This window comes from Prevotella sp. HJM029, from assembly GCF_000599605.1.
Lineage (GTDB): Bacteria > Bacteroidota > Bacteroidia > Bacteroidales > Bacteroidaceae > Prevotella.
The window spans coordinates 14,866-40,323 of the sequence record NZ_KK082678.1 but is presented as its reverse complement, the minus strand read 5'-3'; the positions used below and the strand labels follow the sequence as shown (position 1 = coordinate 40,323).

18 protein-coding genes and 1 pseudogene are annotated in these 25,458 nt (G+C 46.4%); 5 read left to right on the top strand and 14 right to left on the bottom strand.

The genetic code is table 11. The annotated features are described in order from the left end of the window. Positions 1–38 precede the first annotated feature (38 nt). The 8 genes from X919_RS16745 to X919_RS0113790 all read right to left on the bottom strand — a co-directional run bounded on the left by X919_RS16745 (position 39) and on the right by X919_RS0113790 (position 13,764). Entirely contained in the window at positions 39–209 is a 171-nt protein-coding gene (locus X919_RS16745) for a hypothetical protein (protein WP_155949739.1), read from the bottom strand. Between the two features lie 470 nt (positions 210–679). Further along, positions 680–2,215: an arylsulfatase gene (locus X919_RS0113820; RefSeq protein ID WP_028900620.1), complete on the bottom strand. Its 1,536-nt coding sequence runs from the start codon at positions 2,213–2,215 to the stop codon at positions 680–682. A 7-nt stretch (positions 2,216–2,222) separates the two neighbouring features. Beyond that, on the bottom strand, positions 2,223–4,295 hold the full coding sequence (locus tag X919_RS0113815; protein WP_028900619.1) for a RagB/SusD family nutrient uptake outer membrane protein: 2,073 nt from the start codon (positions 4,293–4,295) through the stop codon (positions 2,223–2,225). Between the two features lie 16 nt (positions 4,296–4,311). Further along, positions 4,312–7,560: a SusC/RagA family TonB-linked outer membrane protein gene (locus tag X919_RS0113810; RefSeq protein ID WP_028900618.1), complete on the bottom strand. Its 3,249-nt coding sequence runs from the start codon at positions 7,558–7,560 to the stop codon at positions 4,312–4,314. Positions 7,561–8,066: 506 nt separating this feature from the next. After that, entirely contained in the window at positions 8,067–8,912 is an 846-nt protein-coding gene (locus tag X919_RS0113805; protein WP_028900617.1) for a CPBP family intramembrane glutamic endopeptidase, read from the bottom strand. Between the two features lie 505 nt (positions 8,913–9,417). After that, complete coding sequence (gene clpB / locus X919_RS0113800; protein WP_028900616.1) at positions 9,418–11,898, bottom strand: ATP-dependent chaperone ClpB; 2,481 nt, start codon at positions 11,896–11,898, stop codon at positions 9,418–9,420. Positions 11,899–12,182: 284 nt separating this feature from the next. After that, positions 12,183–13,439 carry a type II toxin-antitoxin system HipA family toxin gene (locus tag X919_RS0113795; RefSeq protein ID WP_028900615.1) on the bottom strand — a complete coding sequence of 419 codons (1,257 nt, stop codon included), beginning with the start codon at positions 13,437–13,439 and terminating at the stop codon, positions 12,183–12,185. Positions 13,440–13,443: 4 nt separating this feature from the next. Next, entirely contained in the window at positions 13,444–13,764 is a 321-nt protein-coding gene (locus X919_RS0113790; protein WP_028900614.1) for a helix-turn-helix domain-containing protein, read from the bottom strand. Positions 13,765–14,038: 274 nt separating this feature from the next. On the opposite strand from X919_RS0113790, the gene X919_RS0113785 reads away from it, so the two are divergent. The 4 genes from X919_RS0113785 to X919_RS0113770 are packed head-to-tail and all read left to right on the top strand — an operon-like array spanning position 14,039 to position 17,493. Beyond that, a complete protein-coding gene (locus X919_RS0113785) occupies positions 14,039–15,361 on the top strand; it encodes a YihY/virulence factor BrkB family protein (protein ID WP_028900613.1) in 1,323 nt (440 codons plus the stop codon). Next, positions 15,351–16,217 (top strand): peptide chain release factor N(5)-glutamine methyltransferase, encoded by an 867-nt coding sequence (gene prmC / locus X919_RS0113780; protein ID WP_028900612.1) that lies wholly within the window; start codon positions 15,351–15,353, stop codon positions 16,215–16,217. The genes X919_RS0113785 and prmC overlap by 11 nt, the downstream gene beginning before the upstream one ends. Positions 16,218–16,232: 15 nt before the next feature. Further along, on the top strand, positions 16,233–16,751 hold the full coding sequence (locus X919_RS0113775) for a regulatory protein RecX (RefSeq protein WP_253270154.1): 519 nt from the start codon (positions 16,233–16,235) through the stop codon (positions 16,749–16,751). A 13-nt stretch (positions 16,752–16,764) separates the two neighbouring features. Further along, positions 16,765–17,493: a ComF family protein gene (locus X919_RS0113770; protein ID WP_051502550.1), complete on the top strand. Its 729-nt coding sequence runs from the start codon at positions 16,765–16,767 to the stop codon at positions 17,491–17,493. A gap of 69 nt (positions 17,494–17,562) precedes the next feature. On the opposite strand, the pseudogene X919_RS15545 reads toward X919_RS0113770, so the two are convergent. The 6 genes and pseudogenes from X919_RS15545 to X919_RS0113735 all read right to left on the bottom strand — a co-directional run bounded on the left by X919_RS15545 (position 17,563) and on the right by X919_RS0113735 (position 22,421). Continuing rightward, a pseudogene (locus X919_RS15545) lies at positions 17,563–18,490 on the bottom strand (IS982 family transposase). 264 nt (positions 18,491–18,754) lie between these two features. Beyond that, positions 18,755–19,561, bottom strand: a complete 807-nt coding sequence (locus X919_RS0113760) for a hypothetical protein (RefSeq protein WP_028900608.1) — start codon at positions 19,559–19,561, stop codon at positions 18,755–18,757. Positions 19,562–19,617: 56 nt separating this feature from the next. Continuing rightward, the gene (locus tag X919_RS0113755; RefSeq protein WP_028900607.1) at positions 19,618–20,343 is read right to left on the bottom strand and encodes a hypothetical protein; all 726 of its coding nucleotides are present in this window, start codon (positions 20,341–20,343) and stop codon (positions 19,618–19,620) included. A 371-nt stretch (positions 20,344–20,714) separates the two neighbouring features. Beyond that, on the bottom strand, positions 20,715–21,536 hold the full coding sequence (locus X919_RS0113745) for a Cof-type HAD-IIB family hydrolase (RefSeq protein ID WP_028900606.1): 822 nt from the start codon (positions 21,534–21,536) through the stop codon (positions 20,715–20,717). Then, positions 21,536–21,829, bottom strand: a complete 294-nt coding sequence (locus tag X919_RS0113740; protein WP_028900605.1) for a glutaredoxin — start codon at positions 21,827–21,829, stop codon at positions 21,536–21,538. Before X919_RS0113740 ends, X919_RS0113745 begins: the two co-directional genes overlap by 1 nt. A 79-nt stretch (positions 21,830–21,908) precedes the next feature. Further along, positions 21,909–22,421 (bottom strand): GNAT family N-acetyltransferase, encoded by a 513-nt coding sequence (locus X919_RS0113735; protein WP_028900604.1) that lies wholly within the window; start codon positions 22,419–22,421, stop codon positions 21,909–21,911. Between the two features lie 84 nt (positions 22,422–22,505). On the opposite strand from X919_RS0113735, the gene X919_RS0113730 reads away from it, so the two are divergent. Continuing rightward, positions 22,506–25,250: a 3'-5' exonuclease gene (locus tag X919_RS0113730; protein WP_051502549.1), complete on the top strand. Its 2,745-nt coding sequence runs from the start codon at positions 22,506–22,508 to the stop codon at positions 25,248–25,250. Positions 25,251–25,458 lie beyond the last annotated feature (208 nt).

Sequence of the window (25,458 nt, the reverse complement as noted above, 5' to 3'; positions counted from 1 at the left end):
CCAAATGTTATCAAACTTCTTTTCATTCTTCCACCATTTTAGGGTTCAACATCTGTTTCAAGTTCATCGTTCTTCTCTTCTAGACTTTTCCAGTCCTCTTCTTTCAATTTAGGTTGCACAGAAGCCTTGCACAATCCGTCCGTATATTCCATCGGAATAACCGTGCTTTCGGGCTTTACATACACCCGTTTTGTTGTTTTTTTCTTCATCTTGTTAAAACTATTTTTATTAAACGTTATTGAATCCTTGTTTTGCACACACAACCCATTCATTTATGCACGCAAAAAGGGCATGCATGAAGTTATGAAAAAACTTCGTGCACACCCTTTGTGTGTAAGCGTTTATGTTGTATATTACGCGTGCGCCACGCGTACCTTTATATTGGTCTCGCTCCTGTGTGTGTGTGTGTGTGTGTGTGTGTGTGTGTGTGTGTGTTTATACAATTATTTGGTTCAACCAAATAATTGATGTTAAAAATCACACTGCTTGAAAAATTATTTTTCGCTTGCATACAAACACTTTCAGTTTAATTGTCGGCAAAGGTAATGCTTTTTGGGAAGATAAAAAAACAAATTGTAACAAAAAGCATTCAGAGGATAGCCACCAGATGATGGATGATTGCCCTAAAATACCCCTACTCAGGCGCGTTGAGCAGGGGCAGTGTGACGGCTGTGCTTGGTTAGAAACGAAACTTCAGCGGCAGCGTGACGGGGAATAGTGGGCTGTCGACATGCTCTTGATGGATGATGTCGACGAGTTGTTGCACGATAGCGGGGTGCTCGGTGGCGAGGTCGTGGTCCTCGTGCAGGTCGGTTTCGAGATTATAGAGATGGGGCACACCCTTGATGACCACTAATTTCCAATCGCCTCGGCGCACGGCAATCTGGTTGGTTTCGGCAAACTCCCAATAGAGATGAGGGTGGCGTTGCTGCTCGGCATCGTGCCCAAGGAGCGTTGGCACGATGGAAAGTCCATCGAAATAGTCGGTTTTTAGGCGGCGGTTGCGATAGCGTTGGGTACAATTTTTCACGCCAGCCAACTCGCTAAACGTAGGCATGAGGTCGTAGAAAGCAAAGGGCAACGCGCTGACTTGCCCGGCTGCGATGTGGCCTTTCCAACGGGCAATAAACGGAATTCGAATGCCGCCCTCGTAGCATTGTCGTTTGAGTCCGCGCAACTTTCCATCTCGATTGAAGAATGTGGGGTCGGCACCTCCCTCCTCGTGGGGGCCGTTATCGCTGGTGAAAATCACGAGCGTGTTGTCGTCGAGTCCCTTGCGTTTAAGCAGCGCCATAATCTCGCCCACATAGGCATCCAAACGGGTTATCATGGCAGCAAACTGGGCATGGGTGTGCTCCACAGCGTTGTAGCGCGATGGTTCCTGCCCGCCCCAGGTTTTATCGACAAAGAACCGCTTCTTGTAGAACGCTACCAACGAGTCATTGGGCTGTGCCAATTCGGCATGGGGCAGCGTGTAGGTGAGCACTCCAAAGAAGGGTTTGCCGGGCGTTTGCGCCTCAAGCCATTGCAAAGCGTGGCGATGAATGAGGTCGGCCGAATAGGCTGTGCGCTTGTGATAGTCGTCACCAAACATGGGATAGGCGATATTCTCGTCTAACACCACGCGCCTCACGCCTTTGTCGCCCTGCGCCCGGCTGTAGGCATTGAGGAAATTGGGGTAGTAGAGATGGGCCTGAAACTGGCAGATGTAGCCAAAGAACTCGTCAACACCGCGCTTGTCGGGTGTGGAAACCGATCCTTCGTAGCCGCCCGCCCACTTACCAAACATGCCCGTCTGATAGCCGTTGGCTTTCATGATTTCGGTCAGAAGGATGTGGTTGGGGTCGTATGGATGTTGCCCCACAACGGCAAAGTCGGTGTTTTGGCCATACTTCACGGTGTGCTGGGCATCCCAATATTCCTTGTTGCCGCGCACTTCGGTGTGTCCGCTGTGCTGCCCTGTCATGAAACACGCCCGCGACGGTGCGCTCACAGGCGCTCCGGCATAGGCCTGAGTGAAGCGCATACCCTCGGAAGCCATACGGTCGATGTTGGGTGTGAGGATGTAGGGCTGTCCATAGCAGCCCAAATCGCCATAGCCCATGTCGTCGCACATGATGTAGAGGATGTTGGGCTTCGTGGTTTTTGCGGCCTGTGCTGGCAGCAGGGCAAACCATGCTGCCGGCGTGAGCCAAAGCGATGAAAATGTTTTCATTATTCGTTTAATTGTTTAATCCGAAAAGTTCGTTGTAACCGGGGTTCTGCGTGAGCTGCTTGTTGAGCACAATCTGGCTTGTGGGAACCATACTCAGATAATAGGTATCGAGCCACCCGCCGTGCACAAGCGGACTTTCATAGGTGTAAATCCAGCCACTTCCGGCACTGTTGTTCTCAGCAGCAGCCTTGCCATTGGTGCTGATTTCGTCGTAATCTACAAACTGCCCCGTGTAAGCATTGGCACGCGGTGCATAGATGTTTTGCGTGGCAGTGGTCCACAGTCCACAAGGCTGCCGGTTGACATAGTAGGCCGCTTTCGCCCAGCGCCGCACATCGTAGAAAGCAAAACCCTCACCAAAGAGTTCGATTTGACGCTCGCGGCGAATTTCCCACAACACGGGATTGACATTATAGTTGCCAAACTTTCCGCCGTGACCTGTCCACCAGGGTGCCGTACCGCGGTCGCGATGGGGATCGAAATTGTCGTCGATGTTGGCTACAACCATGTGAGCCACACCTGCTCGGTCGCGTAGTTTATTGATGGTTTTGTCGGCCACTGCCTGCGTGAACAGCCCCAACTCCCAAGCCGCCTCAGCATAGTTGAGCAACACTTCCTCAATCTTGAAGATGGGTTTGTCGGCCGTACAGAACGCCGATGAGCCTGTGGAGAACTCCCATAAGTCGTAATTTTTCCAGAAATAATAGCCCGTGCGGCAACGCATATAGGGCACGCGTGCGTCGGTAGTGAGGTTGGGACTCACGGGTGTTAGTGCGGCTCCCCAGTTTTGTCCAGGGCATCGTTTCATGCCTTCTCCACCGGCTGCACCACCACGCACGCATTTTTCGTTAGCACCCATGTAATCAATGTAATAGCGATATTTCGCAGCTTCGGCCGCTGTCACCACATGTCCTTGGTTGTTGTCACCAGCTTGCAGAAACTTCCATGTGCGGAAGGTGTTGACATTGTCGGGCACTTGCTTGTTGGGTGCCACCACATAAGGTGGCTGAATGTTTTGATACAAGCGCGGATCGCGGTCGGCAAAGGTACCCCACATATCCTTGCCACGCCCACCTTGATAGCCCGAAGCGGCATTGGCAATGGGCAATCCGTTTTGCATGAGAAACAAATCGACGGTGTATTGCGGCACATCGGCAGCATTAGCAGCAATGTGTTCAAAATCGTTGTAGCGATTCATCAACACGTTGTTCACAAACGACTTGTAGTAAATCACACCGGGCTTGCCTTTCAGATTCTCCGTCGTCCACAGCTCACCATATCCCGTTGCAGGCGTATGATGGCCATCCTCACCTTGATAGAGCGTAGGATAAGCATCCATCAATTCTTGTGAAACGACCATACAGCGGCGCAGATAGGTCTCAAAAGGCTCATTCAGTCCATGGTATTTCGCCCATGTGGCTTCACGAAGCAGAAAGCGTGAGAGTGCCGCCTTGACGGCATTGGTTGTGAGGGTGTTGTCGCCATCGTTGAAATTACCGATGTGTGCGGCGGCATATTCCAAGCGTGCGATGATGCTATCGGCCACCACTGCACGCGGAGTGCGCGGACCATAGCTCTCGGGATTGCTCTCATCCAACACCTTTGTCACCCAAGGCACATCGCCAAAGCGGTCGATGAGCTCCATATACCAATAGGCAGAGAAGAAATAACCCACCGAACGCCAATGCGCTATCTGTGCAGACGTGAGGGCACCATCGTTCAAATGGCTCATCATGATGTTTATTCTTCGGATATAGTCAAAGTCCCATCCGCCCCCATCGGCTGTCGCTGTGATGGTTTCATAAGCGTAGGGATTGCGGGCATTATCGCGGTGTGTGACCAAACCGCCATACCAATCACCGGTGAACTGAGCCTGCATGTAACTACTGTTGATGCTTGTGCGAATGGTGGTGTTGGTAAACATTTCATAACAAGGGTTCATAAACGCCTTGAAGTTGTCGTATTCCTTGAAAGCATTCTCTTCGGTGAGATCGGTCAAAGGGTATTTTTCCAAAAAACTATCGTTACAAGCAGTGAGCACGGTGGCTGCGAGCACGACGACTGTTATCATCTTTTTCATAAGAATATTTTTTAGATTAGAATGTAATGCTGGCACCCAACGAGATGGTGCGATAATAGGGATAGCCCCACGAAATGCCGTTGCTCAAGGCATTGGCCGTGGTTGATGCAGCCGTTCCTTCGGGGTCATAACCCTTGGGAAGATGACTGAAAGTGGCCAAATTCTCTACACTAACATAGAGCTTGGCATCTTGCAACATCGCACGTCTCACCCATATTTTAGGTAAGGTGTAGGCCAACGTAATGTTCTTGATGCGCAGATAGGCTGCATTTTGCAAATATTTGTCGCTCACCCGCGTGTTGGAACCCACGTTGTTACCTTGGTCATAAATGCGGAATAGCTTGCTGTTGGGATTCACAGGTTGCATATAGTCAGGGCTCGCAGGGTCATAGCTCTTTGCCCGCCAATAGTCGGTTTGGTTGGCATAGAGCGCTTGGAACACGGCATCACCTGCACCAGCACCGCCAAAGGGGAACAGCGCTGCACCGCCAAGCCAATAGTCACGCTTGCCAACGCCCTGCAACATCACGTCTAAACTGAAACCTTTGTAGCTCGCACCAAGGTTTGCACCAAACTGATAGCGGGCGGCATCGTTACCAATAATCTTGCGGTCGCCGGGGTTGTCAACGGTGTTGTCGCCGGCATTGATGACGCCATCGCCACGCAAATCCTTAAACTTCATGTCGCCAGGTTGCGGGTTTGCTCCGTTAATCTTCGTCACACCAGGCTTCAGCGTCCAGGTTTTGTGCCGGGCATCGGCTTCGTTAAAGTCGTCAAGGGTATAATAACCATCGGCCACATAGCCCCATATTTCGCCAATCTTGCGCCCTACATAGTAGTCGGAAAGCAAGCGCGACTCGTTGTTAAACTTCGTGATTTCGGCCTGACTGTCATAGAGATTGAACCCTATGTGATAGTCCACCGCTCCAATCTTGTCGCGCCATGTCACATTGAGTTCCCACCCTCTGTTCTTCATGTTGGCCACATTCTGCAACGGTGCCGACGTGCCCACCACCTTGGGAATTTCAATTCCGGCAGCCAACATGCCCGTTGTGCGGCGGTCAAACCAATCAAACGTGGCAGTAAGACGGTTCTTGAAGGCATAGAAATCGAAACCAACATTAAACGTTGTCACCTTCTCCCACGTGAAATTGCGGCTCACCAAGCCTGGCGAGGTGATGTAAGTGGTCTTGCTTTCACCATCTAATATATAGGTGCCACTGCTGTTGACACTCATAATGGGCGTGAACTGATAAGGACTGATGCGCTGATTGCCCACCGAACCATAGGACAAACGGAATTTCAAATCATCCAACCAGTTGTGCGACCACGTCATAAACGCCTCCTGACCCATGCGCCAACCCACACTCACAGAGGGGAAAAAGCCGAAACGATGGTTCTTAGGAAACTTCGAAGAGCCATCATAACGTCCGTTTACCTCTAACAGATAGCGGTCTAAATAGGCATAATTCAAACGCGCAAAACCGCTGCGAATGGCATATTCTGAATACTTATCAATGATGGTTTTCTCACCGGTTCCGCCGGCAAACGAAGGCACAGTGGGCACGGCTTGTGCCAACACATTGCCATAAAAATAACGATAATAGGATTTCTCTTGGTTGAAACCCGCCATCACTTTAAACGCGTGCTCGCCCCATTTGCACTCATAATTGGTAAAGAGGTTCAAAGCATTGTATTTTGTGGTGGCGTCATACATGCGATAGAAATCCTGTCCCCTCTCGGTAGAATATTTTGCAGCAAGCTGGGCATCAGCAAATCTAAACCGCCCGGAATAAAACTGTTGATGCTCATCAAGACGGTCATAAGTATATTCACCTGTGATATGCCAACCCTGAAGCGGACGGAAAATGGCACGCAACGACACCCGTGGCATGGATTTCTCAACCAACGAAGTGGGCGCATACGTGAGCATATTGAGCGGCGTTTGCGAAGGCAAATCTTCTTGAATGCCTAAAATCGAACCCGGAATACGTCCCTCGGGATAGTAGTTAATAAGACGGGTTGAATAGAAACCGTTCATGTTGCCAATGTTCTGGGGCGCTTGTTGCGTGGAATTAGTGTAGGTGAAGGTGACCTCTTGCGTATACCATTTTTGCACATCGGCCGCAACAAAGCCACTGATAGTCTTGCGGCGGAACATGTCTTTATCGGTCACCAACGGCCCATTCTCACGACTTAAGCTGCCCGAAAGACGATAACGCAACGTGCCGGTACCACCCGAAACCGTTAGATTGTGGTTGGTAATGGCACCCGTAGTGAGAATGTTCTTGGCCAAATTCTTTTCCGATAGCCAGTAAACACGGCCATCGGTGTCTTTAAAGATGCCGTCGCCCACGGTGGCAATCGATGCTGGGTCGCGCTGATATTGTTGCAGATAGTTGCGCCATTTGCTCACTTCGCCGTTACCCGCCCAATAAGAATTGGAGTAGCCTGCTTCGAGATAGGCATCCAAATATTCCATCAGCGATGCCTGTTGCAAATGGTTGAGCGACTGTTCCCAGCCCACATTAAAGTTGTAATTGGCCGTAAACCGGGCATTAGCGTTGGGGCGTTTCAAAGTTACCAAAATCACACCGCCGGCAGCACGCGCACCATAAATGGCCGAACTGGCAGCATCTTTCAACACCGTCACGCGCTCAATGTCCTCGGGATTGAGTGCACTGATATCGCCTTCCACATTGTCTATGAGTACAAGCGGTGCGCCTCCGTTGATAGAAAGCGTGCCGCGCACATTCATTGATTTTGCAAATCCAGGTCCGGAACCGCCGCCAATGGTCAATCCTGGCATTGCTCCTTGCAACGCAGCCGCAGCATTTACCATTGGACGATCGCCCAAAACATCGCTCATTTTCACCTGCGAAACCGAACCTGTGAGATTGGCTTTCTTCTGTGTGCCATAGCCCACCACCACCACTTCATCAATGGCTTTGGCCTTATCTTGCAGCGTTACCGAAAGATTGGGGGCTGCTTTCACCTCTTTTTCGCTGAACCCCACATAGCTAATAACTAAGGTTGCGCCTGCAGGTACCTGCACTTTGAAATGCCCATCGAGGTCGGTTATTGTGCCGTTCGACGTGCCTTTCTGCACCACCGAGGCGCCAATGAGCGGTTCTCCCTGCCCATCTTTCACTAAACCGGTAATGGTTGTCATACTTTGCGCATTCACACCGAGTGGAATGAGCAGCAGCAGCGCGAGCAAAAGCCTGCCTACTGCGGTCTTACTTCGTTGTTGATAACTGTTCATCTGTTTAAGTTTAAGTAATATATAAAAGTTTTATTGACGTTTCATTCTGCTAAAAGTTCTCACCAGCACCTACCAGGATGCACTGAAAGCACCGTCCCATAGCTTGCACATCTACGCCCATTTGTAAAGGAAGATTTTTAATATCTTTTGCTGTTTTGTGACTGTTTTAGCGCCTTTGGATAGCTGTTCCATTGGTTTTACATGCGCTCTTTCGTAAAAGAATTTCATGTTAACAACCTCTTAAGCGGTCGTTCAGGCGGGGTAAATGTAGTTCTTTTTTTGATATGCACCATACTATTTAGCATTTATTAACTCGATGTTGATAACCCATCATGCCGCTTCACCAACAAAACGCTGCGATATTGCACAGAAAACTGCGCTATATTATACGGAAAACTCTACTATATTGCACGAGAAAATGCACTATATTGCACGAGAAATAAGTACAAAAGAAAGGAGGATATGCCTTTTTTGACATATCCTCCCATCATTGATGTAGATTGAAACTATTCATTCGTCGCTGCAAAACGAGCGCGATTGAAAAAGAGTTGGCGGTCTTTTAGCACGATAATGACAGAGAGTGCAAGCAACAAAAGGGTCTGAATGCACTTGCTATCGGGGTGGGTAGAGAATATTTCATTGAAATATCCTGCCGTGATATGGAACACAATTGCCACGAGAACGTTACGGTTGGTTTTGTAATAAAGCCAGTTCATCAGAATGACAAATGGAAAAATGCTGACGATGAAGTTCAAACTGTATAGCCATCCTTCATGCACTACGTTAGCATGATAGTAGCCTTTGATACCGGCAAGGGGGAAATGCCACACAGCCCAATAGGCAGCAAAAACGATAGAGGTCTTAAAAAGGTTCATTCGTAAACGCAAACTGTCGGTGCCATAACCATGCCATGCAAGTTCTTCGAGCGTAGGTGCAAGGATAAGAAGAAACCATACGGGAAAGACACCCGAGGTGAATGTGTAATGACCTGTAACGATAAACTGGGATGGACTATAGCCAAAGAGCAACGATATTGCCATGGCACACAGAATACTTGCAGGCATCAACAGGCAGGCTGTGAGGTAATAAGTCCACTTGTTGGGCGACAAATTCAAGAACCTACCAAAGAAATCCTTTCGCAAAGTTCTACTCCTAAGAACCAACATGAGGGTTAAAACCATCGGAAAACAAAGTCCTATCAGTCCCAACAAAGAAGCTACCCATGTACCTTCTGTATCGATAAGATGGTGACTTACATAACTGGCTGCGAACCAAAAAGCCCAAGGAACAAGTGTACTTAAAAGATAGAAGAGTGCCGTATGGCGATACTTGCTGACAATATTTTCTTTCATACCGTTTGATCTTTATAAAAAACAATCCTCGTCGTCATCTATTTCCGTTTGCTGAGATGGCAATAAAGATTGACGTTTTACTTCACTTTCTTAAAAATAACAGATACAAATCATCACTGTGTTCATGTCAGATGCTACCTACATGCGCAAAAACAAAAACAACAAACGATAATCCAAATGTTACAAAAACGCTTTCAAAGATACTTCCTGCATACCCCTTCAGCGCAGAAAAAGCCTATCAAATACGATTGGGCTGCCCATTTTTTTTGATTTAAATCATTTCTTGTTAAGTAAAAAATGTAAACAGATCTCAAACAAATCCTTTCCGTAGAATAAGCATTAAATATTGCATTCAAGATGTCGTTTTATCTTTATTGTAACACGAAACGGGACAATATGATGATTGAACGCATATAAAAAAAGGAGGATATGCCTTTTTCTGACATACCCTCCCATCATTTATGTAGGTTGAATTCATCTGTCTTTCTAAACCCTTTCGAAGCCATTAGGCCTCAATATGCCCCAAGGTAATCTCTTTACCCACCTTGCCTTCGAGGATTTTGCGACTCAAATCGTTGAGCACATAGTCCTGAATGGCACGTTTAACGGGGCGTGCTCCAAACTCGGGATCATAGCCTAATTCGGCCAAATCATCAATCGTTTCCTTCGTCCAATGCAAGGTGAAGCCCTGTGCAGCAAGCATTTTCTGCACGCGTTTCATTTGCAACTCAACCACTTCACCAATCTCCTCCTTCGTCAAAGCGTGGAAGGTGATGATGTCATCAATGCGGTTAAGGAACTCGGGACGCATCAACTTCGTGAGCTGTTCGCGCGTTGCGTTGCTCGTCATGATGATGATAGTGTTCTTGAAATTCACCAAACGACCTTTGTTATCCGTCAACCTTCCGTCGTCGAGCACCTGCAACAAGGTGTTGAACACATCGGGATGGGCTTTCTCTATCTCATCGAAAAGCACCACACTATACGGCTTACGACGCACAGCTTCGGTTAATTGTCCACCCTCATCATAGCCCACATATCCTGGAGGTGCACCGATAAGACGCGTCACACTGAACTTTTCTTGATACTCACTCATGTCGATACGTGTCAGCATATTCTCGTCATTGAAGAGGTATTCGGCCAAAGCCTTTGCCAATTCGGTTTTACCTACGCCCGTTGTTCCCAAGAAAATGAACGACGCAATGGGGCGATTAGGGTCTTGAAGTCCAGCACGACTGCGACGAACGGCATTCGAAACGGCTTCAATAGCCTCGTTTTGTCCAATCACTCTGCGGTGCAACTCGCCCTCCAAATGCAAGAGTTTGTCGCGCTCACTCTGCAACATGCGGCTCACAGGAATGCCGGTCCAACGGCTCACCACTTCGGCAATATCGTCAGAAGTCACCTCTTCGCGAATCAAAGACTCACCCTGTTGCTTACGAATTTCCTCACGGCGATGAGCAATATCGTCATCTATCTGCTTCATTTCGCCATAACGAATCTCGGCCACACGCTGGTAGTTCCCCTCGCGTTCAGCACGTTCGGCCTCAAGTTTCAGTCCCTCTCTCTTCTGCTTCAATTGCGAAATCTGATCCACTTCGGCCTTCTGTGCTTGCCAACGAGCACGAAACGCATTCACCTTATCCTTAAGTTCGGCAATCTCTTTCTCTAAGAATGCAATCTTCTCGGTGTCGTTCTCACGCAAAATGGCTTGCCGCTCAATCTCCTTTTGCTTCAGACTGCGCTCCATTTCATCAAGCTCTTCGGGTACAGAGTCACGCTCCATACGCAACTTTGCAGCCGCCTCATCCATCAAGTCAATGGCTTTATCTGGCAAGAAACGGTCAGAGATATAACGCTCCGACAGCTGAACGGCAGCAATACAAGCATCATCTTGGATGCGCACATGGTGGTGGTTCTCATATTTTTCCTTCAAACCACGCAGAATACTAATCGCATCTAACTCATCGGGTTCGTCGACTTTCACCATCTGGAAGCGGCGTTCCAAGGCTTTATCCTTTTCGAAATACTTTTGATATTCGTTCAAAGTGGTCGCACCAATGGCACGCAACTCACCACGAGCCAAGGCGGGTTTCAACAAATTTGCAGCATCCATTGCACCTTCACCACCACCAGCTCCGACGAGCGTATGAATCTCATCGATGAACAAAATGATTTCACCATGCGCATTGGTTACTTCCTTAATGACACCCTTTAAGCGCTCTTCAAACTCACCTTTATATTTCGCTCCGGCCACTAACTGCCCCATATCGAGCGAATAAAGCTGCTTGTTTTTGAGGTTTTCGGGCACGTCACCTTTCATAATTCGCTCGGCCAATCCTTCAACGATAGCCGTCTTACCTGTTCCGGGTTCGCCCACTAAAATAGGATTGTTCTTGGTGCGTCGACTCAAAATCTGCAACACACGGCGAATTTCTTCGTCACGTCCTATCACTGGGTCAAGCTTACCTTGGCGCGCTTTCTCCACCAAATTAGTGGCATATTTGCTGAGCGATTGGTAGTTTTCATCGCCACTTTGCGATTTCACTTGCTGTCCTTGGCGCAACGATTCAATGGCTTTCCTCACACCCTCTTCCGTGCATCCGGCATCTTTCAGAATGCGACCTGCCGTGTGATTGCCTTGCATCAAGGCCAATAAAATAGGCTCTACCGACACAAACTCGTCACCCATTTTCTGCGAAAGCTCCTCGGCTTTGTTCAGCACTTGCACCGAATCGTTGCTCAGATAGGGCTGCCCACCCGAAACCTTCGGCAGATGTTGCAACTCATTCTGCAACGCCATGTCTATAGCTTGCGCATTCACACCGAGCTTTTGGAAAATGAAATGCGTAATATCTTGCGCCTTCTCCAAGATTCCTTTCAGCAAATGTATGGGCTCAACACTCTGCTGCTGTGCGGCTTGTGCAGCCTGAACACCTGCTTGAACGGCCTCTTGTGCTTTAATTGTATATTTGTCTAATGTCATATCTTTAAATCCTTTCTTTTATTTTGCCATACTATTGCAAAGCCGATACCAAAGCTATATATCTGTCATTTTGTCATCCACACACGACATTCTGTCACATACTATACACCCTATGCTATGAAAACATGCTGTAATCCACTCACCCAAATACAGCTTTCCCACTTGCTATTAACGGATAAAAGTAAGAATAGCGTTTTGATTACACCCCTTTATATCACAGCAAGATAGCTATACATTCCTATTATTACAAATCCAACAGATTACCAAAACATGCTACACATTACCTATAATCTGTGTCTCTTATAGATATTTTGAAACATATCTATCTCACGTTTGCTTATACCAAGCCTAACAGCGATAGCCTCCCATTGCCCGATACCCACCATTACTTCACCGATAATTGCCCGGGCTTCTTCCTTGTTAATCATATACTCCTTACAAGAGTCCAGCAAAATTTGTAAATTCGATTCATTCGTTGACGAGTTGATAAGCAGACTTTGATATGTACCAAGCGTAGGATTCAGGTCATAAGCCGGTGCCAAAGTCCATCCTTTTGGAGTAAGCAAGAAACCATGATTACGGAAATGATCATCACAATTACCAATAGCTATATTGAAAGCAACCCGACGATAGAGTTGAAGAATGTTCTCCTTGACATCACAACAATGCTGAAGAATAAAGTCTACGATATCAAGATAGCCGTTTTCACTCCCTGCATCACAACCATCTGTAAGCCCTAATAATGTCATTGCTGATGCAAAGTGGATCCTTTTACCCTCTACAGTGCGGTCAAAACGCTTCGATAGAAACGTATGATACGTATCACCAGAATGGATAACTCTTGTTTCTGCGGCCACAACACCAGCTTCTTTAGCAAGCAGATGACTATGATATTCCCATAAAGCTACATCGTAATCATCCTTCCGTGAAGGGAACTTCGCAACATAAAGGCTCCCTTCTTCACCTACTACAACAGCCTTAGGACGAGCTCCACCCAAAGATGTTCCAGGATGAACAAGTTGCCTGATCCATTTCTTCTCAGGCATAAGGTGTCTTTCTTCACTACGTTCAAACTCCCTACTGGCTACAACCAAGGTACGAATGTCTGTGATAGGCGGAATGCAAAGATTATCCCTACTGTTAATAAACGCACCTGCTGGTGTTTCCTTAAATCGGAAACCTCCCATACGAGAGAAATCATCTATGCCAATAAGATAGTCGAATGAAGACAAATGTCTTGCTGGGCGCCTCTCTTCTTTCGCTTGAATTTGCTCACGACGGTTCAAGAGTGTTCTCCCCCAACGGTCTGGTAATGCATCACAAAAACAACCAAAGATATCTTTTCCTGGCTGCGTGTACTGTCGACCTGGATAGCTATTGATGTCTGCACTCAAAAAAATACTGCCATAGTTGGCAAGCCATTCCTTATCAAACTCAAAAGAATAGGAGTCTGAACCACGAAGAGATTCATAACCAAGTGTACCTATCAGCATTGGAGATTCCAACCAATCGAAATCACCATACAGCAATAATCTGTTCATTTATTCACCCCTTTTTCGAAGCGCGCTCACGATGTTTGAGCGCAAGATCCTGCAATGCGCGCCCCATTTCGTCCTTCTGTGCCAAGCATAATATATCATCCTCCAACTGCAAAGCATACAGTACGCGCAGATAAATACCGATAGCAACCGTTGGTATCCCTTTTTCTACCCTATTAATCGTAACAGGAGAGCACGTAGCACGTTCTGCTATTTGCGCAATACTCAAATTACGACGCAAACGGGCAAGTTTAATCTGTTCGCCGACCACCTGCATTTTCTGTTCCAATTTGCGGGGAAGTTTTGTTCCCATCGTTGTCTTAACCATATTGTTATATTCAATTCAATGCACAAATATACCACCTTTTATTCATTTTATGATATGTTATGGAGAGAAATATTGTCTTATTCCAATCTTTAACATAAAAGTGAAACAGTGAAAATGAAATACCTCTTCATCTTTATGAGCAATACCTCTATTTCTGAATAAACTCTGAAGAAAAGCAACATACGCTTACGTTTACCCACTTTTTAACAAGCTATGATAAGAATTCTTATCTCAAACAGGAGAAAACTCCCATAGAAATGGTTATATTTGCAGCATGAAGCGCAACAGAAAAAAAATATTATATTTCCTCAAAACAGGGGTTTGGTTAGAAGAACAACCCGTGCAACGCAGCAGCTATCGCCTGTTGCTCACCCTGCTACGCAAACTCTATATTGCCCTAAAGCTATTCATCGAGCGCGGCCATTCCGACTATGCCGCCCAACTTTCGTTTAGCACCATCTTAGCCATCGTGCCCATCTTTGCGCTCATTTTGGCCATCGGTCGCGGCTTTGGTTTAGCCAACTACATCGAAAACTCGGTGAAAGACTGGCTCAACAGCCAACCCGAAGTGGCCAATTTCATCATTCATTTCTCCAACGCCTATTTAGAACATGCCCGCACTGGCCTATTCATTGGCATCGGCATCCTCTTTATGTTGGGCAGCATCATCAGCCTCATCTACAACATTGAGCAAGTGTTCGACAGCATTTGGCAGGTGAAAAGCAAACGCAGTCTACGACGCATCGTGTCTGACTATCTATCGATGATCTTCGTCGTACCCATCATTCTCATCATTTTATCGGGCCTGAGCATCATCGCCAACACCACAAACGCCGAACTACAACAATTCATTTTCTTAGGGCCCATCTCGCAAGTGTTGGTACAGTTCCTGCCGTTCTTTGCCCAAATGATGATCTTCTTAGGACTTTTTATCGTCATGCCCAACACCCATGTCAAGATTATTCATGCCTTGTTTCCAGCTGCTTTAGCCTCACTTTTGATGCTCATGCTGCAATGGGCTTACGTGCATTCGCAAATCTTTCTCACCAGCTATAACGCCATTTATGGCTCATTAGCCGCCCTTCCTCTGTTCATGTTGTGGATGCATCTATCGTGGTATATCCTGCTTTTTTGCACCGAATTGTGCTACATGAGCCAAAACCTTGACTACTATGATTACATGGTTATACCCCATGACATCAGCGAGCATACCCGCCGGCATATTGCCCTTTTGGTCATCACACAAATCATTAACCGCTTCAAAACAGGAGAAAAAGCACCTTCGGCAATTGAAATCAAACAACAAACCCACATCCCCATTCGCCTCATTAACGATGCCCTTTATCGTCTGCAAGGAGCACAACTCATCGTTGAGGCCAATCTTTTAGACGACAACGAGCAGCGTTTTCTCCCCGCACAAGCGCTGAAACGTCTACCCATCGGGCAAATTATCGAACAATTAGATACCGCATGTGCCGACAAACGCAAGGACAAACGCATGCAGGTCTTGGCCACTTTAGACCCGCAAACAGAAGCGATGCTACACGAAGTGCGGCTGGAAGCACTCCAAAAGTTAAATCAGAGTCATGACTTTTAAAAGCCTCTGGCAACAACTTTTGCCACAATATGACGCACGCGAAGCGCAGGCTGTAGTGCGGTTAGCCTTAGAAACGCTCTTCGGTTTCACGCTCACTGACCTCTATACCGGTGCGCTTGATAGGCTCAACCCCGCGCAAACGCAACAGCTTTCAGCCCTCATGCACCGATTGAAACACGGCGAACCCGTACAATATGTGTTGGGAAAGGCTTGGTTTTGTGGCCGCCCATTTATCGTCAATCCCCACGTGCTCATCCCCCGACCCGAAACAGAACAGCTTTGCCAACACCTCATTTCGTTGTTCAATCAGCCCTATTGTGCCTTGCAACCGCCTGCACCTCGCCATGGGTTAGACATCGGAACCGGCAGCGGTTGCATTGCAATCACCTTGGCACTCGGTCTCGATAACATCGCAATGCACGCGTGGGATATCTCAAGTGATGCGCTACTCACCGCACGCGAGAATGCACATTGCTTGGGCGCACAGGTGGACTTCGCGCTCCAAGACGCCCTCTTGGCAGCCGAAAATGCCGATAATAGCCCGCAATATGACTTCATTATCTCTAATCCACCCTACATTTGCGAGTGCGAGCAGGGCGACATGGCACCACAGGTGTGGGCCCACGAACCCGCAACGGCACTCTTTGTACCCAACGATCAGCCCTTACTTTTCTACCAAGCCATCGCCCACTTTGCCGCAAAACAACTCAAAAGCGACGGCTTGTTGGCGTTTGAAATCAACCCGCTTCATGCCGATGCGCTCTACACCTTATTATATAAAGGCCCCTTCTACGATGTCGAAATCACCCCAGACCACTACGGCAAACAACGCTTTGCCTGGGCAAAAAAGCAATAAAACACAGCAAGAACAATGGAATACGAGAGACAACTAAAAAAGAAAACAAAAGAGATGACCGAGGAACAGGCACTGCAACGCCTGTCAGCCCTTTGCGCAAAAGGGGAGCATTGCACCTATGAAATGGAAGAAAAACTGCGCAAATGGCAAATCGACGAGGCAGCACAAGCCCGCATCATGGCCTTTCTCACCGAGAAGAAATTCATTGATGATACCCGCTATTGCGAGGCTTTCATCCAAGATAAACTGAAATATAACGGTTGGGGACGACGAAAAATAGCACAAGCGCTCTATTTAAAACATATTGACAGCAGCATTTCCGAGCCCTTGTTGGATGAGATTGCAGACGATCTTTATATGGAGAAGCTGCGCCCCTTGGTTGAGAAAAAATGGAAATCTATCAAGGCACGCAACGATTATGAGCGCGCCATGAAGCTCATTCAATATGCCATGGGACGAGGATTCGACATTGACCTTATCCGAAAATGCATTCGGGAAATGGGCGAAAAGACCGACGAAGACACTGATTGCTGAACCCAACAAAACCATGAACCCACTGCTTTCCACCCCACTCCATGCCGTCTTGCAACAGTTACGCGCCTTGAGCAACCTGTTGTTTCCGCGTTATTGCGCCATCTGTGGAAAGCGATTAACGACCAACGAGATAGCCTTGTGCATCACCTGTAATTGGCATTTGCCCCGCACCTATCAACACCTCACCCCACGCGACAACCTGCTTTGCCGCCTCTATTGGCGCAAAGTGCCCATCGAACGAGCAGCAGCCTGGTTCTACTATGCAGCAAAATCGCCCGTCAGCAAGGCCATCTACACCATGAAATACCATCATCGTGCCGTCATAGGCGAACAATTAGGCTACATGATGGCCAAGGAAATGGCGCCCGAAGGCTTCTTCGATGGTGTGGATTGTCTTATCCCTGTGCCACTCACCCCGGCGCGAAAACGCCAGCGAGGCTACAACCAAAGCAGGTGTATTGCAGAAGGTGTGGCACGCATCACGGGCATCCCTATCTTAGACAAAGTGCTCATCAGAACACACTTTGCAGGCAGTCAGACAAAGGCTGATGTGCAAATACGACAAGAGAATGTGCAACACGCATTTCAATTAACCCGACCACAAGCCATCAAAGGGCGCCATGTGCTGCTCATTGACGACGTAGTGACCACGGGAGCCACCACCCTTGCCTGCGCCAAAGCATTGGCCGAAGCTGAAGGTGTCATCATCAGTGTGCTCGCCTTGGGTGTGGTAAAAGAATAAAGGGCAAATGGATTGCCAACCAAAAGTAATGCAATTACCCGCCAATTACTACTCGAGTTCGGGATAAGGTCAGTATGCAAATAGTTCTAACTGCCTTGATTTTTCGACATAAACAGGTAGTGCCTCAGGTTTATTGTCAAAAAAGCAATAGGCTGTTAGGGCAGAACATAGGTTCATAATGAAGTTGTGTATCAAGCGATGTCGCGAGTGTACGAGGTTAGCTTTATTCTTCAAGAGTTCATTGATGCACTCGATGATATAGCGTTTTCTTAACATTATCTTATCCCACATCGGCATCAGCTTGTTCTTCATTTTGGCCTTTAGGCCATGAACGAGCCCAGAATACCTTGAGAGAATAGGCTTTCGAAGAGTTCTTGCTTAATATACCCTCTGTCAGCAAAGACCTTCCCATAGAGCACCTTCGTAAATACATTCCACCCCCTGTATCCCTGTCATCCACGTTGGCCCTTGTAAGACAGAATGTGATTACTTCGCCCGAATCATTGCAAAGCAGGTGAAGTTTGAAGCCATGGCACCAGCCCATCGTCCCTTTTCCGTTCTTGGCGATCCCCGAAAAGACCTTGTTGAAATACCTTCTTACGTTGTGGCATACGGGGATCATTGTGCTGTCAACGAACGTTATCCCCGTACCCTTGCCGAAAGCATAGAGCATCATGAAGAGCATCATTTTGCAGAATACACGAGGCATGAGCTCTACAAAACGATTATAGGATACCGCATGGGGGGACTCTTTGTGGAAGCAGCCGCGGATACAATTCTGATAATACTCCTTAAAATTGCGATAGGTACCGAAATAATAGCATATAAGAATCGTCATCACCTCACTTTCGGAAAGTCTTCCTTTACGATTTCTGTAACGTTTCCCATTACCATCCTAGTTGGGTAAACGCAGATTTCTCTTCAGCTCACCATCCAAATTTTTGTCAAACTCATCGATAATACAGAATATTTCTGTAACTTTGTCCTTGGTAGTCATCGCTATATTTGTTTTATAAGTTACTGATTTTCAACTATAAATTTACAAAATAATAGCGAGATTACCAACTTTTAAGCAATCTTCTTATCCCGAACTCGCGTAGAATATGCGTTATCTTATTAGCATAGTTGTAGATGATGTTTTCTATCTCTGATAATTTAATGGTTCAAGGTCTCACCCCCTCGGTAAGGAGGTATAATATGCAACTTGTTGATGTTCTGTGATAATTATTTTAAGTACATAGAGTTTTGCAGAGGTCTCAATTTATAAATCAAACCCCAAATCTGGATTATTTAGGAAGGCCCTATAATGGTCCATAGCCCCTTCAAAGAACGTAAGATAGCTTTGTCTTGCGCTAGGGTGATAAGTATTCAGAATAATTAAAGCTTCTACATCATTCTTTGCAGGACGTATTCTTATACTATTGTGGCCTTGTTTTTTTAAGAACTCATCTTCACCACCAAACATGTTAATTACAAAGTTATAAATATTATTGTTAGTACAAACAATGACGTTAGGATTGAGGATTTTGATTTCCTTGACCAAAAGAGGCTTATAATCAGCATTGTTTAAATAATAATTAAGTTTGGAATCAGAAATAGTCCTCTTACCTCCTTGTTTTTTACATTCGACAAAAGCAAATGGTTTTGTGAGGAAGGTCCTTTTGACGTCTTCCTTATCAAGAGAGTCGAAAGAAACAACACTACCAACACGAGAATTGTATATGCCATAAAATAAATTTGCAATATTATGAATGAATTTTGACCTTAACTCTCTATTTTTAGCTTTCCTTTTTTTCGTCTCCTCCTTATCATCTGGATAATCCTTTAACCATTTACGTGCATCATCACTCCAATCTGAAGGTTGATCCTTCAAAAGAAACATTATGCGTTTATTTTCTTTTTCCCAATCATCTTCAACATCTATTGATAAATCTGGTTTATACATCAAACCATCATATGTAAATATTATATTGTTATTTATATCACGTCTCTCGTGATATTCATCCTTCTCACTTGCTTTTATCCAATCGTTGAATAGCGATTCTAACTGGCTGTCATATTTTCCCATTGAAGCTTATTATTAATGTGAATATTTTTTTCTAGCAATTTAGTAATCTCTTTCTTTTAGATAAGAGGTTTATTGAAGCCTACAACATATTCAGTATGAGGGTGACCATGGTTAGAACTAATCTGACATTTGAAATCCAAATCCTCTGGGAGCTGATTCATAAAGTTAGCTAAAATATTCATATCCCTCGTTGCCTCTCTTGTATTAATGCTTTTTAATTCTATTCCAAGCATCACGAAACGAAGATTATTTTTATAAAGCTCATTTTTATATGGTATAGGATGAATAGGGTGAGCAAGAGAAGAGGCCGCCCCTGAGATAATAAAAGTTGCAATACGAGAACATAATTTAAAATCACAAATATCCATGTTTAAGAAACCTGGTCCTTCTATAAAATGATAGAAAAACAACAGATAGTGTAAAATGCTCTTTTGTAAAGTACAATACGACGAAGAAAGTATGATATTATATAGCCCCCATCTTTCCCTGAATGCCTCATATTGTAAGTTAGAATGCAGGTCTAAAATAAAAATACTATTGGTAAAATCTTTATATCTTTTTATGAAAGTATCTATTTCAGATGTATATACTTCAGCATTGTCCGTGAAGACAAAAATAGCAATAAGGTATTGTTCGGAATCCTGGTTATTAATATTGCAATTAGATATATCCGCATAAGGTTGTTTTAGACAGCTTAAATATTCTGTGGCTTTATCTCCGAAACAATGATAAGCACCGTATTGGGATACTCCAAAATCTAAGGGTTGTTTTGATTCTTCCATTTTTATCATTTATATTCTTAAGTTTACTTCCATATTAGCAAATATAAATATCTGATACAAAATTAGCAAATCTTTTTATAAGAAACGATTCTTTCTGTTTGAAAAGTATCCTATCGAGGTTCTATTTATTGTTTACCTTTCATTTCGTCCAGCGATTTTCTACGCTTTTATGCACGAATCTCTACCATATTACAGCACAAAAGCATTGCTTTTTAAAAAAATTCTCATGGTGCAACGGCACCAAAGGCACATTGACCACAAAAAACATCAGCGTGGCGAGGGAGACAAACTCCCTGACCACGCTGACATTTTTACATTCTATTCAGGACGAACAGAGAACTAACAAGTCAGCTGTTGCACGCAGATAAGGGTTAAATCTTATCTAAAACAAACCGCTCTACCACGTAGGCCACGCCGTCTTCATCATTGGATAGCGTCACAAAATCGGCAGCAGCCTTCACGCTTTCCACGGCATTAGCCATGGCAATTCCTAAACCCGCATAGCGAATCATCGACAAATCGTTCTCGCCATCGCCGCAAGCCATTACCGCTTCGCGTGCAATATGCAGGTGTTTTGCCAACTGACTGAGCGAGTCTCCTTTGTCAATTCCTTTGGGAACGCACTCTAAAAACTCGGGCATCGAACAATAAACATCCATACGATGGCTCATCGTGGCGCGGAGTTTGGCTTCTAAAGCGGCCACCTTTTCGCGCTCACCCACAATCAAACACTTGTTGACAACGTTGTCGGTGCGCGTCCAAAAGTCGGGCTGATGGATAATGGTTGAATGGTTGATGCGCCCTTCTAATTGCACTTCGGGATTGCTATCATCGGTGGTTATCATGCCCCCTTTCTGGTGAACAAGGATGTTTAACCCCGCCTTCAAGGCCTCATCGTGCAACAAAGGCACCAAGTCGCCATCCAACTTGCGTTCGTAAATCACTTCATCTGTGTGGCAATCAATCACCTTTCCGCCATTATAGGCCAAGATGAAACCGCCCGTCTTGTCCAGCGAAAGCTCGTCGGCCAAAGGACGAATGCCATAACTCGGACGCCCCGAAGCCAACACAATCTTCACCCCTTTGGCTTGGGCTTCCTGCAAAGCCGATAGAGTACGCGGACTAATGACCTTCTCACTATTGGTTAAAGTACCGTCAAGGTCGAGTGCAATGAGTTGATAGTGTTGTTCCATCAGCAACCTGTTCCATCAATACTACATGCAGGACCATCGGGCATGGGCTCCAAACCAACCTCTGCTGACGACAAGGTTACGCTGCCATCCTCGCGCACATAGCACGGAATACCCACGTCACCAATCTTCTTTGCCTCATCAAAAGCGGGATGATGATCGCGCAAATCTAAAAATTCTTTGAGGTTGTGAACGTGCTTACCAATATCAATGATCTTGAAATTGGGATTTCCTTCTACCTGCTTCTCTACATAGGTGCAGTAAGGACAAGTCTGCATGACATACATCTTAATCATAATCTTTCTGTTTTAATGAAACTTATTGTAAATAGGCAAATGCTATGCCCAATGATTTTTGCTTGCTGGTTGCCCTGCATCAGAATGTTTTTTCGAAAGCCAAACGATTGCCTCGAGGACCATAACTCACACTGCCACACGCCTGATAGCCCATTGCTTGGAGCAAATGCAACATGGCGTGGTTGTCGAAATGGGTATCAACCTTTATCGAATAGATGCCCTGTGCACGACAAAGTGTCTCACACTCGGCAAAGAATTGCTTGGCCAAACCTCGTCCATGTGCCTGCAAAGCGATGGCCAAACGATGGATAACACCATATTTTCCTTCTGTCAACCAGTGTGCAGTGGGCTGCAAATAGGCTGCCTCACCCTGCAAATCGAGCACCCCATAGGCCAAAATCGCATCGCCTTCTGCAAGGAGATAGGCCTTGTGGACTGCAATATCCTGCTCGATAATAGCGCGTGTGGGATAGTGTTCGTCCCATTGTTGCTTGCCTTCGGCCATCATGTTGTTGCGTGCTTCGTCCACAATTTGCCAACAGACAGCAACGTCCTGCGCCTTAGCTTGGCGGAAAAGAATGGAGTGTTGCATTGTCTTTTTGCTGCAAAAATAAAGGTTTCAAAGTGAAATAGCAAATATTTATGCCGCATTCTCTATGTTATTCATGGAAAGAATATGCTTGTCCTTTCAATGTTTTATACTATCTTTGTCCCCATGAGCAACGCTTTTATCCCCGATGCCTCGCAAGAATTGGTGCTAAACCTCACCGAAGGGTTCCATCTTGTGTTGGCTCCTCCCGGCTGCGGAAAGACACAAATCTTGGCCGAACGGCTCAAAAAGGCGTGCGAAGCGGGTGTGCCTTTTAGCGAAATGCTGTGCCTCACGTTCACCAACCGTGCAGCACGCAGCATGCAAGAGCGTGCATTGCCGATGCTTTCGCAAACCGATGAAGCTCCATTCATGGGCAATGTGCATCGGTTTTGCTCCCATTTTTTGTTTGAAAAAGGACTCATCTCGGCCGCCACATCGGTGGTTTCGGACGACGATTTGCTGAGCATTCTCTGTGGATTTACAGGCGAAGACGAAAATGCTGTGGCTGCTAATCCGCGCCGAAAAAGCATGTATATGGAGGTGATGTTTTTAGAACATCTGCTCTTTCAGATTGAAACAAAGCAGCCAAAAGCACTGCGTTTGCATCCCGATTGCCTCAACCGCGAAGACATCATGGCGCTAAGAGCGCTCTGCAAAGCAGCACAACAGGAGTTTACGCCTGCGACATTGTTGGATATTTACGCCCACACCGACGTGTATAGCGAATATACTTTCGACGCAGGCACACAGGTTTTGGTGGGTCGACTGCTGCAAAAAATGCGCTTAGCAGGCCAATATCGCCGCTATAAAAAGGAGAATTTGCTCATCGATTTCGAAGACATTCTGCTCTTAGCCTATGAAAATCGTGACTTGTTGCCGCGCTATTCATGGATACAAGTAGACGAGGTACAGGACCTCAATCCGCTGCAATTAGCCATCATCGATGCGCTGACAGCCGACGATGGCGTGGGGAAGCCATGCGTATTGTATTTGGGTGACCCGCAACAAAGCATCTTTTCGTTTATGGGTGCCAAGCTCTCTACGCTCGAGTTTCTGCGCCAACGTTGCGCAGGACAGGTGCACACGCTAAGCTATAACCACCGTTCGCCGAAATATTTGTTGGATGTTTTCAACGCTTATGCCACGCAACAGCTGCACATTTCGCCCGAACTGCTGCCCACAACACAGTTCAATCCGCCCACTACGGGCGACGAATTGCTGTGCATGCCCTCAACAACTTTCGACGAAGCCTATCGTGATGTGGCACAACAGGCAGCGACTTGGCTGCAACGTTTCCCCCAAGAACGCACAGCAATCATTGTGAATGCCAATGCCGATGCCAACGAAGTGAGCAGGGCTTTGCACGAGATGGGGGTGCCACATTTTAAGATTTCGGGCGACGATTTATTCAATCAGCCGGCTATGAAATTGCTCTTTGCTCACCTCACCGTGATGAACGATGCCCTAAACTTCTTGGCTTGGTCGCGCATTGTGCAAGGAACGCAGGTATTTCAGACGCCGACTTCTGCCCGCAATTTTGTGCAAGCGTGCGGCCAACGTGCATTGTTATTGCCCGATTTGCTGCGCAACGACGACGCAACCTACGTGCAACGATTTGTCCATACCTATGAAAACGAGGTGATAACTATCTTCGACACCGAGACAACAGGACTCGATATAGTGCACGATGACATTGTGCAAATTGCAGCAGTGCAAATCAAACAAGGAGAAATGGTGCCCGGTTCGCAGTTTTGTGTTTATATAGAAACCCATCAAACCATCCCCGAAATGCTGGGCGATGTGGTCAATCCGATGATTGAAGCACGCCGACATCAGCCGCTTGTTGCACGGGAGAAGGCACTGCAAATGTTTATGGATTATGCGCAAGGAACAACGCTCTTGGGGCATAATGCCGACTATGATGTGCACATTTTGACAGCCAACTTGCAGCGCAATTTGCCCCACTATACCGACCTTTCGCTATTGAATAACTATTTCGACACGCTGCTGTTGGCCAAACTTTTGCGACCGGGTTTGCGACAATACAAACTCAAACATCTGTTAGAGGTGTTGCATTTGGCTGGCGAAAACAGCCACTTGGCCGATGCTGATGTCGCAGCTACACGCGAATTAACAAGCTATTGCTATCGCAAGGCATTGGACATCGTGCCCCAACAGCAACAGTTTTTGGCACAAGAGCGGGTGATGGCACGCCGAAGAATATTACGCAACAACTACCAACCCCTGTGGGAACACACGCAAGCGCAGCTGTGGTTGCAAGGAAAAGCGGCCGTCACCTTGAGTCAAGCGCTGCGCGAAGCCTATGAATTGTGCTTGCAAATGGAACTTTTTCAGCCTGTGGAATATTTCCAAACTGTGGTGCGTTATGTTGAACAAGCGTTGCAAAAGGAGGACGAACAGCAACCATTGGCCGTGCAACTGAGTGCCCATTGCATGGAATTGAACACGCTTAAAGAGACCGATTTGTGCAGCAAGGGTGTGGTAAACGAGCCGGTTTTTGTGACAACGTTGCACAAAGCTAAGGGCTTGGAGTTTGAAAATGTGTTGGTGTTTGACGTGGTAGAAGGGCGCTATCCCAACTATTATCACCAGCACAATCCTGCACAAGTGGCCGAGGATGCACGCAAATTCTATGTGGCTATCACGCGCACTCGCAAACGATTGATCATTCATCACCGCACAGTGCGCATCGATAGTCGAGGGCAACGCCACGAGATTGCCCCTTCACGCTTCATCGTTCCGCTGGCACCTTGGTTGAATTTCTTGCCGCTTCCGCCTGAAACACTCACTGAAAGTAGCCTTCTTTAAGCCCTTTAGTGCACCATTCCACTGAAGATAGACAGCGCATAACTCCAACCATTCGAAAAAAATGATCGACTTGATTTATGTTAAAATCAAGTAAAAAAAAGCATATTGCTCGCTCTTTTTTTCGGAAACACCACGTTTTTTTACTACTTTTGCGCCACAAAAGGCAATAAGTTGTAGTCGATGTATTCAGGAAACGCCTACAAAGAAG